Source organism: Roseibium algicola, assembly GCF_001999245.1.
Lineage (GTDB): Bacteria > Pseudomonadota > Alphaproteobacteria > Rhizobiales > Stappiaceae > Roseibium > Roseibium algicola.
The window spans coordinates 5,532,276-5,544,858 of sequence record NZ_CP019630.1; the positions used below are offsets into that span (position 1 = coordinate 5,532,276).

At 57.4% G+C, this 12,583-nt stretch carries 9 protein-coding genes; 3 read left to right on the forward strand and 6 right to left on the reverse strand.

The window, feature by feature from the left end:
- Positions 1-16 precede the first annotated feature (16 nt).
- Together gltA and gltX are read right to left on the reverse strand one after the other, a co-directional pair.
- Positions 17-1,309, reverse strand: coding sequence for a citrate synthase (gltA, locus tag B0E33_RS25655; protein ID WP_022998477.1), 1,293 nt, complete (start codon positions 1,307-1,309; stop codon positions 17-19).
- 236 nt (positions 1,310-1,545) lie between these two features.
- The gene (gene gltX, locus B0E33_RS25660) at positions 1,546-2,970 is read right to left on the reverse strand and encodes a glutamate--tRNA ligase (RefSeq protein WP_077292782.1); all 1,425 of its coding nucleotides are present in this window, start codon (positions 2,968-2,970) and stop codon (positions 1,546-1,548) included.
- A 131-nt stretch (positions 2,971-3,101) separates the two neighbouring features.
- Between gltX and B0E33_RS25665 the strand changes: the two genes are divergently transcribed.
- Complete coding sequence (locus B0E33_RS25665; RefSeq protein WP_077292783.1) at positions 3,102-5,510, forward strand: ComEC/Rec2 family competence protein; 2,409 nt, start codon at positions 3,102-3,104, stop codon at positions 5,508-5,510.
- A gap of 4 nt (positions 5,511-5,514) precedes the next feature.
- Here B0E33_RS25665 and lexA read toward each other — a convergent pair whose 3' ends face one another.
- The 3 genes from lexA to B0E33_RS25680 form a co-directional block, all read right to left on the reverse strand.
- Complete coding sequence (gene lexA, locus B0E33_RS25670; RefSeq protein ID WP_022998485.1) at positions 5,515-6,225, reverse strand: transcriptional repressor LexA; 711 nt, start codon at positions 6,223-6,225, stop codon at positions 5,515-5,517.
- Between the two features lie 121 nt (positions 6,226-6,346).
- Positions 6,347-7,150, reverse strand: coding sequence for a hypothetical protein (locus B0E33_RS25675; protein WP_208997709.1), 804 nt, complete (start codon positions 7,148-7,150; stop codon positions 6,347-6,349).
- A 92-nt stretch (positions 7,151-7,242) separates the two neighbouring features.
- Entirely contained in the window at positions 7,243-8,823 is a 1,581-nt protein-coding gene (locus B0E33_RS25680) for an acyl-CoA synthetase (protein WP_077292784.1), read from the reverse strand.
- Between the two features lie 153 nt (positions 8,824-8,976).
- Here B0E33_RS25680 and B0E33_RS25685 point away from each other — a divergent pair, with 153 nt between their 5' ends.
- Complete coding sequence (locus B0E33_RS25685; RefSeq protein ID WP_156912490.1) at positions 8,977-9,786, forward strand: hormone-sensitive lipase; 810 nt, start codon at positions 8,977-8,979, stop codon at positions 9,784-9,786.
- A gap of 21 nt (positions 9,787-9,807) precedes the next feature.
- Positions 9,808-11,193 carry a class II fumarate hydratase gene (gene fumC / locus B0E33_RS25690; protein ID WP_077292785.1) on the forward strand — a complete coding sequence of 462 codons (1,386 nt, stop codon included), beginning with the start codon at positions 9,808-9,810 and terminating at the stop codon, positions 11,191-11,193.
- Between the two features lie 60 nt (positions 11,194-11,253).
- On the opposite strand, the gene B0E33_RS25695 is transcribed toward fumC, so the two are convergent.
- Complete coding sequence (locus B0E33_RS25695) at positions 11,254-12,405, reverse strand: fumarylacetoacetate hydrolase family protein (RefSeq protein WP_077292786.1); 1,152 nt, start codon at positions 12,403-12,405, stop codon at positions 11,254-11,256.
- Positions 12,406-12,583 lie beyond the last annotated feature (178 nt).

The window sequence follows — 12,583 nt, forward strand, 5'->3', positions numbered from 1 at the left end:
TTTTCTGTGTACGGCCTTAGCGGCGCTGGTCGATCGGCGTGTAGTCGCGCAGTTTCTCACCAGTGTAGAGCTGACGCGGACGGCCGATGCGCTGGGACGGATCTTCCACCATTTCCTTCCACTGGGCGATCCAGCCGACGGTACGGGCCAGAGCGAACAGAACGGTAAACATCGTGGTCGGGAAGCCAAGCGCGCGTAGCGTGATACCGGAATAGAAGTCGATATTCGGGTACAACTTCTTCTCGACGAAATATTCGTCGTTGAGCGCGATTTTTTCCAGCTCCATGGCAACGTCCAGCAGCGGATCGTCCTTGATGCCGAGCTCGCCGAGAACTTCGTGCGTGGTCTTCTGCATGATGCGCGCACGCGGGTCGTAGTTCTTGTAGACGCGGTGACCAAAGCCCATCAGACGGAATGGGTCGTTCTTGTCCTTGGCACGAGCGACATATTCCGGAATGCGATCCACGGAGCCGATTTCCGACAGCATGTTGAGCGCTGCTTCGTTGGCACCGCCGTGTGCCGGCCCCCAGAGGCAAGCGATACCGGCTGCGATACAGGCAAACGGATTTGCACCCGAAGAACCTGCCAGACGAACCGTGGAGGTCGATGCATTCTGCTCATGGTCGGCGTGAAGAATGAAGATGCGATCCATGGCGCGGGCCAGAACCGGGTTCACCTTGTATTCCTCGCAAGGGACCGCAAAGCACATGTGCAGGAAGTTTGCCGCATAGCTCAGGTCGTTGCGCGGATAAACGAATGGCTGACCAACGTGGTACTTGTAAGCCATTGCGGCGATGGTCGGCATCTTCGCGATCATGCGCAGGGAGGCAACCATGCGCTGGTGCGGATCAGTGATGTCGGTCGAGTCGTGATAGAAGGCGGACAGCGCCCCAACCGTGCCGACCATGACTGCCATCGGGTGGGCGTCGCGACGGAAGCCGGAGAAGAACCGGTTCATCTGTTCGTGGATCATTGTGTGGTAGGTCACACGATTGACGAAGTCGTCCTTCTGGGTCTTCGTCGGCAGTTCGCCGTAGAGCAGAAGATAGCAGGACTCCAGGAAGTCGCCGTGGTCGGCGAGCTGCTCGATCGGGTACCCGCGGTAGAGCAGGGTGCCTTCGTCACCATCAATATAGGTGATCTTGGACTCGCAGGAGGCGGTGGAGGTGAAGCCCGGGTCGTAGGTGAACATGCCCGTGTCCTTGTACAAGGACGAGATGTTCACAACCGACGGTCCGATGGATCCGTCAAGAACGTCGAATGCGTGGTCGTTACCACCGACATTGAGCTTGGCGTTGTTGTCGGCCATTCAGAAACCCCTTTACGTTAAACGGATGTGCTGTCCTGGTTTGACCCTTCAGGCGATGGGTCCCGTTTCCGGTTGCCGGACCAGCACTGGAGACTTTTTCGCGTCTTGCGTAGCCCATTTACTGCACTGCCGCAAGCTGGCCGATATAACGCTTTGGTCAAAGACGGATTTCGCCAACCAGAGCGACTGCCGGAAGCTTGGCTTTTGCCTAAAAATGCATCCGGCAGTGCTTTGTCTCAGGCTGCCTGATCCTGAATTCTGGCAAGGGATTCTTCCCGGCCAAGAGCGATCAGGACGTCATAAATGCCGGGTGACGTGCCTCGGCCCGTCAGCGCGGCCCGTAGCGGCTGCGCCACCTTGCCCAGTTTCAATTCCTTGTCTTCCGCGTAGGCCTTTACAGCAGTTTCCAGCGGGTCCTCGCTCCAGTCAGAAACGCTGGAAAGAACTTCGTGAAGATCCTTCAGGATCGCCCGGGCGTCGTCGTCCAGGATCTTCTGGGCCTTTTCGTCGGTGTCGAGCGGGCGCTGACGCCACAGATAGGAGGCGCTTTCCGTCAGTTCGACCAGGGTCTTGGCCCGTTCCTTCAGTCCGGGAAGTGCTGCAAGTGCGGTGTTCTCGTTGTCACCATCGGCAAGCCAGGCGAGAATCTGGTCGCCGCCTTCGGCATGTGCGAGATAGACCTTCCAATGGCCCAGCAATTCGCCGTCATCGGTCGCGCGCATGTAATGACCGTTGAGGTTCTCAAGTTTCTTGAAATCGAAACGCGCAGCCGACTGACCGACAGCGTCGAAACCGAACCACTTGATCATGTCTTCGAGCGAAATGATCTCCTCGTCACCATGGCTCCAGCCGAGACGTGCCAGATAATTCCGCATGGCCTGCGGCAGATAGCCCATCTCGCGATAGGCTTCGGCCCCGGTCGCACCGTGACGTTTGGAAAGTTTTGCGCCGTCCGGCCCGTGAATGAGCGGAATATGCGCCATTGCCGGCACATCCCATCCCAGAGCCTTGAAGATGAGCGTCTGGCGGGCCGCATTCGTCAAGTGATCGACGCCGCGGATGATGTGTGTGATGCCCATGTCGTGATCGTCCACCACAACAGCGTGCATATAAGTCGGCGTCCCGTCGGAGCGCATCAGTACGAAGTCATCAAGGTCCTTGTTCGGGATCACGACGCGACCCTGTACGAGATCGTCGACCACCGTCTCGCCTTCCTGAGGAGCCTTGATGCGGATGACTGGGTCAACGCCGGCCGGGGCTTCGGAGGCGTCTCGCTCGCGCCATGTCCCGTCATATCGGGGTGGCTTGCCCTCGGCGCGGGCTTTCTCGCGCATGGCGTCAAGCTCTTCCGGGGTGCAGTAGCAGCGATAGGCCGTGCCGTTGGCCAGCATTTCCTCGACCACTTCCTTGTGCCGCTCAACACGGGAAAACTGGGAGATCGGGTCTCCGTCCCAATCGAGCCCAAGCCAGGACAGGCCGTCAATCAATGCGTCCACCGCTTCCTGCGTAGAGCGAGCCCGGTCCGTATCTTCGATCCGCAGCAGCATCTTGCCGCCGTGATGACGCGCGAAGAGCCAGTTGAAGAGTGCGGTGCGGGCGCCGCCGATATGCAGGAACCCGGTTGGGGACGGGGCGAAGCGCGTGACGATGTTCTGTGCCATGGTGCTTTATGAAAGTCTCTGTCAGTATGACGGCGCGGAGCGCGCCGGATTGGTGGCGCGGTCTTAGCACAGGCTTTGGCGAGGCTAAATAGGGGCTCCGGCCATTTCTTGGACCAAAACGAGGAGCTGAAGTGACGTCACGGTCCGGTCCGCTCGATATTTCTGCCCGCCGGTCGCAAACGGCAACCCTTGATGTTGAGCGCGAGGATTTATCACCTGCCGTGCTCAAGCCTGAAGTGCGTGAGAAACGACGTTCAAGGCTAGCGGGTGGTGGCCACACTTATTCCGCTCACAATGCGTCAGCAGATCGTCTTTGGGATTCGCAAGGGCTGTTGTGGTGTGCCTTCGCGTTTGCCGCGGGAATTGGAGTTTACGTTTCGTTGCCCGAAGAACCTTCCTGGGTTCTGTTGGGATTTCTGGTCGCGCTGGTAAGCGCGGTTCTCTGGCGTGTGAAGCGGCGCGGCACGGTGGCGGTTTCCGTCGTTCTCTTCCTGGCATTCTTTGCCGGACTGGCAGCCTCCAGTCTTCGCACGGCATATGTTTCGGCGCCGCGCCTTGCCGAACAGATGAACGCGGATCTTGTTGGCTACATAGAAGAGATTGACAGCGGGGCAGCTGGTCACCGGATCGTGCTGGCCGTATCCACGGTCAATGGGCGTCCTGTCGAGGAAGGCGAGTTCCCCGTTAAGGTGCGCTTGCGCGTTCCGGCAGGAAGCGACATTGAAGTGGGGCGCACCGTGAGCGTCAGTGCGCGGCTGTTTCCTCCTGCAGGTCCCGTCTTTCCAGGAGGATACGATTTTTCCTTCCGGGCCTTCTTTCAGCAGATTGGAGCGACGGGTTTCAGTTTCGGGTCCCCCGAGGTCATCGATACTGAGGACGTTGGAAATGAATTTCGCCCGGCCGTTGCCGTTTCCAAGCTTCGAATAGACCTCGCGGAGCGTATCAGGGCCAATCTTTCGGAAGGACCGGAGACAGCACTGATCGTTGCTCTTCTGGTTGGAGACCGCAGCGGAATAACCGAAGAGCAGGAAGAGATCTTGCGGGCCGCCGGACTGGCTCACATTCTTGCAATTTCCGGACTGCATATGGCGCTTTTTGCCGGCGGCGCCTATGGCGCGGTCTTGCTGCTCTTTTCGTTGGTGCCTGTCCTGACGCTCAGGTGGCCGGTGCACAAATGGGCTGCACTTTCAGCCCTTGGTGCTGCCGTTATTTATCTGCTTCTGTCCGGTGGTGCGGTTGCGACGCAACGCTCGTTCCTGATGATTGCGATTGTCTTTGTCGGAATTCTGGTGGGGCGGCGCGGCCTGACCCTGCGAAGCGTAGCGTTGGCTGGCCTCGTGCTCTTGCTGATTGCTCCTGAGAGGTTGTTTTTTCCCGGCTTCCAGATGTCCTTCGCTGCCGTGATCTGCCTCGTTGCCGTTTATGACCTGTGGCGGCAGCGAGATCGTTCCCTGTCATCTGGTGAAAGAGTGTCCGGATGGGGCATGGCGACTTGTCTTTACCTCGGCAAGTGGGTTGCAGGGTTGTTCGTCACCGCATTGGTCGCGGGGCTGGCGACCGGCATTATAGGAGCTCATCACTTCAGCCGCATCGCGCCCTACGGCTTAGTCGGCAACTTGCTGGGAATGCCGGTGTTTTCACTTGTTGTGATGCCGATGGGAGTACTTGCATTCGTTCTGATGCCCTTCGGCCTTGCAGCTCTCCCTCTGGCTGTCATGTCTCTAGGCGTTTCACTTCTGTTGAAGGTTGCTTCCTTTACCGCAGCCCTCGATGCCGGCAGCGGAACTTCCGGAAGGCTCGACGGGGCTGCTGCGTTGCTGTTGCTATCAGCATTGTTTGCCGGATTGTTGGTGCCTGGCAGAAAGCGTGTGCTCGCCGGAGTGCCTCTCGTCGCAGGAATATTGATTGTTCTTACCAGCCGGCCTCCCGATATCCAGATTGCTGCAAGCGGCTCTCGAATAGCTGCCCGCGATGAAACGGGAACTTTGCGATACGCAGCAAGGGGGAGATCGTTTGCAAGTGATCTATGGCTGCAGTCGGAAGGAGTGAGGAATGATGCGATCTTGTCGCGCAAGATGAAATCGCCTCAAAGAAATTGCGATGACGACGGTTGTGTCATCAGGGCCTACGTCAATTCAGAGGACGCAGAACGGCTGGATGGCAAGCGATCCTTTTTTGCAATCGCGCAGCCAAAGACATTTGAAGCGTTTCAGCTGGATTGCCGATATGCCGATTTGGTCGTGACCGATCTTGTCGCTCCGGAGAGCTGCGGCGCAACCCTCGTTCTGGATCACGGTACGCGCACCGAACGTGGTGCCGTCTCCATCTGGCTATCGCCCGGTGATTTCAGCCAGGCCGCAAATGCTACGAGCGGAGCCGGTGCACCGGGCCATCCGCCAAACGAAAATCTGAAAATCGAGAAACTGAAGTCTGCCATCCCGGACCCACCGCGCCCCTGGCATCACCAGGGTACGGTAACGAGAGACAGCCTGCGTCTAGCCGAGCGCGCCTCGGTGACCGAAGCGCGCGCAGAGGAGTGACTGGTCAATACTGACGAAACAGGGCAACGAGGCGGCCCTGAACACGAACGCGGCCGGGACCGAAGATCCTGGTTTCATAAGCCGGGTTGGCTGCTTCAAGAGCGATGGAAGCGCCTTTCTTGCGCAGCCTCTTCAAGGTGGCTTCTTCATCGTCCACAAGTGCAACCACGATGTCGCCACTGTCGGCGCTGTCGGTCCGGCGGATAAGAACGGTATCACCGTCCAGAATGCCGGCCTCAATCATGGAATCACCACGAACCTCCAGCGCGTAGTGTTCCCCGCGACCAAGAAGGTCCTGCGGCACTGTGATGGAATGGCTGTGTGTTTGAATGGCCTCGATGGGCACACCGGCTGCAATGCGGCCCATGACGGGGATTTCCGTAACACTGGACACCGGCACCGGTGCAGCTTTTTCAGGCTCCGGTTTGCCGAGTGAGCCTTCAATGACTTCAGGTGAGAAGCTGCCTCTTGGCCGTGGAGCACCCAGGCCGGGTGCGATGGAGTCCGGAAGACGAACAACTTCCATGGCTCTGGCCCGGTTCGGCAGGCGCCGGATGAAGCCACGTTCTTCAAGCGCGGTGATCAGGCGGTGAATGCCGGACTTGGAGCGCAGGTCGAGCGCATCCTTCATTTCGTCGAAAGACGGCGGCACACCGGTTTCTTTCAGTCTTTCGTGAATGAACATGAGCAGTTCGTACTGCTTGCGCGTCAGCATGTAGGCGTCCCCTGACCGAGAAAACATCTGGTACAAATCAAGAACATGGTACCTGTTCTCATTGTGTTCTGCAAGGGTAAATGTTCTCTTACTGTTCTTGGCTTCGAACAAGTTGCCGTATTCAATCCGTCTCCGATATCGGATTCAGGTCATCCTTCGATCCGGTCATGATCAGCAGTTCACAGGTGATCAAAGTCGGCGCGCCACCAGCGGTTAGAATGCCCCGATGCAGTCCACCTTCGAGATCAACGGCGCGGATTGGGACGCAAAGCTCTTGCTCCGGTTTCGCGCCAGCGTTTGCAGACAGGAGTATCTCGGAAATCAGACCTGTCATCGGCTGGGCATCGCGGAACGCTGCTCCGGCCAGACTGCCCAGTCCATAGACTTGGTAGGAGGGTGCTTTCAGCTCTTTTGCGAGTTCTTGGATGCTGTCCGTCAGGTCGGCAAACGGAGCGAGTGTGGTGATAAGCGCATTGTGGTCGGTTGTCCGTGACTGTTCGTCATCCTGTTGCACACGAAACAGCGTGAATTCGGTTTCCGGATCCAGCGATGCCACGAACGCTGCGCCTTGCAGGCCGTACCCTTTGATGGCCCCCTGATGCGCAACCTTCAGCGTATGCGGCAGTAAGTGGCCAAGGTGCTCGACTTCTTCCTCGTGCCAATAAGCGTGTACATGAGCGAACCATTCGCCATCTCGTATCCCGAGAATGGCAACTGCGGACTCCAGCGTTGCGCCTTTCGAGGAGTGCGTGTCGCTGTACCAGGCTGCATGTCTGTCATCGATTGCGCAGGCAGGCATTACGAAGTCGAATGCTTCGAGCGTGAGCCCGGAAAGATCGAGAACGGCGGAGCTCAGTCCTTGGTGCGTGGCGAAGCGGCCCAGCGCCTCCAGCAAGGGAGTTTGCTCTGCCAGGGAGATTTCCAATGGCTTCGCCAGACATCTGGCATGTGGGAGCCGATTGATGGCAGCTGGGCCGGGATGACGAATGTCGGACAGAGACCTGGGGGCGGGCCGTCTCACAACAGGCCTTTCTCGGTCAAATGCTCCCGCACCAGTTTCTTGGTGATCTTGCCATAGGCGCTTGTCGGCATTGCGGGAATGAAGAGATAACGTGCAGGCATCTTGTAGCGGGCGATCTTGCCGTTCAGATAGTCGCTGAGGTCCTGAGGGTCGGGTGACTTTTCTGGGGCAGCCACGCAAACGGCTAGGCCGACTTCGCCCCATTGCCTGTCCGGAATGCCGAGAATTGCGACCTCGGAAATATCCGGATGTGTAAGCAGCACTTCCTCGACTTCCTTCGGGTAGACGTTGGAGCCACCAGAAATGTACATGTCCGACGCTCGGCCTGTCAGGAAGAGGTAGCGCTGTTCATCCATGTGACCGATGTCTCCGGTGCGGAACCAGCCGTTCCGGAAAGACTTCTGGTTGGCGACTTCGTCTTCCAGATAGCCAGCACAGACTGCCGAACCGATGACGCAGACTTCACCCGTTTCATTGGGGGGCAGGTGATTGCCTTCCTCGTCCTGGATCGAAACCTCTATACCTGTGCGCTCCGTACCGCAGGTGCCGCTGCGTGTCTCAAGTCCATCCTCCAGAAAATGATCCTGTGGCCGCAGCACGGTGATGTTTCCGGTGACCTCGCCAAGTCCGTAGTATTGAACCAGAACGTGCCCCAATTTCTGGAGTGCCAGCTTCTGATCCTCCCTGTACATGGGAGCCCCCGCATAAATGACGTGACGAAGGCTCGAGTGATCGTACTGATCGACAGAAGGGTCTTCCACCAGGCGTTTGACGATAGTGGGAACAGTGAAGAGATTGCTGACTTTGTGTTTCTCGATCAACTCGAATGCAGTCGAGGGATTGAAGCCGCCTCCGGGCAGGAGAACATGTGTGGAACCAACTGATAGCTGGGCAATCAGTTGCAACCCTGCACCGTGTGACAATGGGGCTATGACCAGCGACGCATCGCGCTCCGTCGTCCCGGGCAACAGGTCTGCCATGTAGTTGACGCAAACGAATCCGATCTGCCCGTGACTGAGGACAACTGCCTTCGGGCGGCCAGTCGAGCCTGAGGTGAAGAACAGCCAACAGGGATCGTTATAGTCCACTGCCTCGTTCTGCAGGACCTGTCCCTGGTAACGGGAGAGGAGATCCTCATAGCTTGTGCCAAAGTCGCTGGCTCCAATTGTAATGCACCCTGTCAGCTGATCTCTGGCGTTTCGCACTGCATCGGCCTGAGCACCAAAATCAGCGTCACACAGGAAAACCTTCGCCTTCGCTTTTACCGCAGCATAGGCCGTTTCCCCCGGAGCCTGTCTGAAATTGCAGGGAACCCAGATGGCTCCCAGACGAAATGCCGCCAACATGATCTCTATCATCTGATGCGAGTTCTGGGCCTGGACCAGCAAGCCGTCGCCCTTGGAAACGCCGAATTCCGATTGGAGACCTTTGGCAAGTGCGGAGACGCGCGAATCGATTTCTGACCAGCTCAAGGTGACCCCATCCTCGACAACCGCAGGCCCTGAGGGCCACCGGGCAGCGTTCCTGGACAGAAAATGCGCAAGATTGGCCACGCGATTGGAACAGCGCTCCACCATCTAAGTTTGCCTCCCGACTACTGGTTTTTTCAGACGTTAGGTTGATGGCAGTCCGTTTGACAAGTTGAGATTGGCATTCAGACCGTTCCGCTTTCTAGGTAAATCGTGCAAGTATGCCGCCGATCGGTTTCGACGTTTGCCTGAGGATTTCGAATGAGTGAGATGACGATTATTGATTGGGACGATGCCTATTCAAATGCTGCCTATATTCCAGGCGCTGACGATTTCATCGTGCGCTGGGCACAGGAAGCGGAAACCTTCCGGAAAAGCTGGGTCGAAAAGGATCTGGATGTCGTTTACGGGGAAGGGGATCGTCAGCGGTTCGATGTGTTTCGGCCGCAGAGGAAGTCCAAGGGGCTCGTCGTGTTCGTGCACGGTGGCTACTGGCTGAGATTCGATAAAAGTTCCTGGTCGCATTTTTCTAGCGGCTGCCTGGCAAGAGGCTGGACGGTATGCATGCCGTCGTATGATCTGGCTCCTGATGCGCGGATCGCAGATATCACGCGGCAAATCTCTGTCGCGATTACGAAGGCGGCTGCTCGCGTCGGTGGCCCGATCCGTCTTGCCGGGCATTCCGCTGGTGGGCATCTGGTCACACGCATGATTTGCGAAAACAGCCGGTTGCCGAAAGACGTTCTGGATCGAATCGAGCGTGTTGTTTCCATCAGCGGTTTGCACGACCTTCGCCCGCTCAGAAACACGGTGATGAACAAGTCCTTCCAGATGAACGAAGACGATGCCATGGCCGAAAGTGCGGCATTGATGGTGCCCGCCGTTGACTGTCCGGTTGTCGCCTGGGTTGGCGGAGCGGAGCGTCCGGAGTTTCTAAGGCAATCGAAACTCCTTGCGGATGCCTGGCCAATGGCCACCTACAAGGAGGATCCCGGCCGCCATCATTTCGATGTCATAGACGGTTTGAAGGATCCCGATAGTGAACTGACGGAAACCTTGCTGGCCCCTTGAGCCACTCACGAGGAGGCGCATATGCGTACTGAAAGCGACAGCATCGGCGAAATAGACGTGCCGGAGGACAAATACTGGGGGGCACAGACACAGCGCTCCTTGAAGTATTTTTCCATCGGTAGCGACCTGATGCCGATAGAGCTTGTCCACGCTTATGGCGTTTTGAAGAAGGCAGCGGCCCTAGCAAACGAAGAGCTGGGGTTGCTGGATGCAGATCTTGCTCGGTTGATTGTCCAGGCAGCCGACGAAGTAATTGATGGAAAACTTGACGACCATTTTCCGTTGCACGTCTGGATGACCGGCAGCGGAACACAAACCAACATGAACGTGAATGAAGTGATCTCCAATCGCGCCATTGCCCTTGCCGGTGGTGTGCTGGGGTCAAAGGATCCGGTTCATCCAAACGATCACGTGAACCTGTCTCAATCGTCCAATGACAGCTTTCCCGCAGCGATGCACATGGCCGCTGCACTCCAGGTGACACATCGCCTTTTGCCCGGCGTCCAGCTGCTCCACAAGAGCCTGCAAGACAAAGCCGACGCCTGGGACGACATCATAAAGATCGGCAGAACGCATATGCAGGACGCCACGCCTTTGACGCTTGGTCAGGAGTTTTCCGGTTATGCGGAAATGCTGCGTCAGGACATTGAGCGCATCAGTTTTGCCCTAAAGGATGTCTATGGACTGGCGCTGGGCGGAACCGCAGTCGGGACGGGCATCAACGCTCATCCCCTTTTTGCGGAGTTGTCTGCCACCCGGATCGCTGAACTGACGGACTTGCCGTTTTATACGGCTTCGAACAAGTTTGCGGTTCAGGGGGCGCATGATGCTCTTGTCATGTTGAGCGGAGCCTTGAAGACGCTTTCAGTGTCCTTGTTCAAGATCGCAAACGATATCCGCCTCTTGTCCTGCGGGCCCCGCTGCGGTTTCTTTGAGTTGAAAATTCCGGCAAACGAGCCGGGCTCTTCGATAATGCCAGGCAAGGTCAACCCGACGCAGTGCGAGGCACTGGCGATGGTTGCGGCACAGGTGATGGGCAATGACGTCGTCGTCGGGATAGGTGGCGCCAGTGGCTACCTGGAGATGAATGTCTACAAGCCGCTGATGATCAATGCGATCCTGCAGTCGGTAAAGATCATGGGCGACGGTTGCACCAACTTCTCCCTTTTCCTGGTGGAAGGTATGGAGCCGAACGAGAAGCGCATCAGGGAGTTTCTGGATCAATCCCTGATGCTGGTGACTGCGCTAAGTCCGGTGATCGGATATGACAAGGCCAGTCATGCCGCACACCATGCGTTTGAGCATGATCTGACCTTGAAGCAGGCATGCCTTGACCTTGAATTCGTCAGTGCGGAGGAATTCGACCGGGTTGTTGATCCGGCGAAGATGGTCCAGCCGTCGCTTTAAGGTCGGCCGAAAGGTTCCTGATTAGCGCTTTCGTGATGCGCTGGGCAATTCGGCGTACGACTACAAGAGACCCCTTTGTGCGAGATTGCGCATGAGGGAGCTTATGCCGAATGTCCATTCCGGACATTCGGTCGAAAGCCGGACCGTGTTGCTCAATCGACCTAGGCCCAGACTTTCGATTGTGACGACGTCGCCCAGTTTGTGAGTGAAACCTTCTCCGGCAACGTCCCGGTCCTGCGTCGGTGCGAAGAGGGTACCGAGAAACAGCATGATCCCGTCGGGATACTGATGGTGGCGGCCCAGGGTTTGCCGGACCAGATCCACAGGGTCCCGACTGATTTCCTTCATCGAAGATCTCCCCTTCAGGATGAAGCCGTCCGTTCCCTCCACCGTCAGGTCCAGCTCTGCCAGTCGAACGTCATCCAGAGAATATCCCTGGTCGAATAGTCGGATCATCGGTCCGATGGCACAGGATGCATTGTTGTCCTTTGCCTTGGACAAGAGCAGAGCCGAACGGCCCTCGACATCACGCAGATTGACGTCGTTTCCAAGCGTTGCGCCAACAATCACACCCTTTGAAGAGACTGTCAGAACCACTTCCGGCTCTGGGTTGTTCCAGCTGGACACCGGGTGAAGTCCGACGTGGGCTCCGGTGCCGACAGAGGAAAGAACCTGCGCCTTGGAAAAGACCTCGGCATCCGGGCCGATGCCGACTTCCAGGTATTGGCTCCAGAGCCCCTCGGAGATAAGCGCTTGTTTGACCTTGGCAGCTTCTTCGGATCCGGCTCGCAGGTTACGCAGGCTGTCGCCGATGGTTGCACCTACCCGTGCCCGGATCGCTTCGGCCTTTTGAGGATCTCCTGCCGCTTTCTCCTCGATCACGCGTTCGACCATGGAGTTTGCGAAGGTCACGCCACATGCCTTCACTGCCTGTAAATCGCAGGGAGCCAGAAAATGCAGGTTGGCGAGATCGCTGCAGGTACCAGCCGCGATTTCATCCAGAGTACCAAGATCTTCTCCTTTAGCTGCGGCAACATAGGCAGCCGGTTCCCTTAGTTCGCAAATATCCCGAACGGTGGGGGCGGCTGCGGACGTGATGTCGAAAACGTGGTTTTCGCGCAGCGTGACGACGGCGGGCCCCCTGACATCGGGTCGCCAGACACGGCCCAAAAATGTGCCGGAGGACAATTCGGTTTCTGAATAGAATTTCATGGCGTTCCCAGGTTGGCCGTTAGGCCATCATTGTTGGTTTTCCCTAGTCTGCTGGGAAAATTCTCAGTTGTCCAACAAATGTGAAAACGCAGGCGTCACTCCACGAGTTCTCTTGAGAGAGCGGGTATCCGGTTGAGAAATTATCGGATGCCTGTCTTTGTTTGCCGGACAGACCTAC

Excerpts from the sequence above, each read along its gene's own strand:
- lexA (WP_022998485.1), bottom strand. The coding sequence starts at position 6,225 with ATGCTGACGCGCAAGCAGTACGAACTGCTCATGTTCATTCACGAAAGA.
- gltA (WP_022998477.1), bottom strand. The coding sequence starts at position 1,309 with ATGGCCGACAACAACGCCAAGCTCAATGTCGGTGGTAACGACCACGCA.
- fumC (WP_077292785.1), top strand. The coding sequence starts at position 9,808 with ATGCGTACTGAAAGCGACAGCATCGGCGAAATAGACGTGCCGGAGGAC.
- gltX (WP_077292782.1), bottom strand. The coding sequence starts at position 2,970 with ATGGCACAGAACATCGTCACGCGCTTCGCCCCGTCCCCAACCGGGTTC.
- B0E33_RS25695 (WP_077292786.1), bottom strand. The coding sequence starts at position 12,405 with ATGAAATTCTATTCAGAAACCGAATTGTCCTCCGGCACATTTTTGGGC.
- B0E33_RS25680 (WP_077292784.1), bottom strand. The coding sequence starts at position 8,823 with ATGGTGGAGCGCTGTTCCAATCGCGTGGCCAATCTTGCGCATTTTCTG.
- B0E33_RS25685 (WP_156912490.1), top strand. The coding sequence starts at position 8,977 with ATGAGTGAGATGACGATTATTGATTGGGACGATGCCTATTCAAATGCT.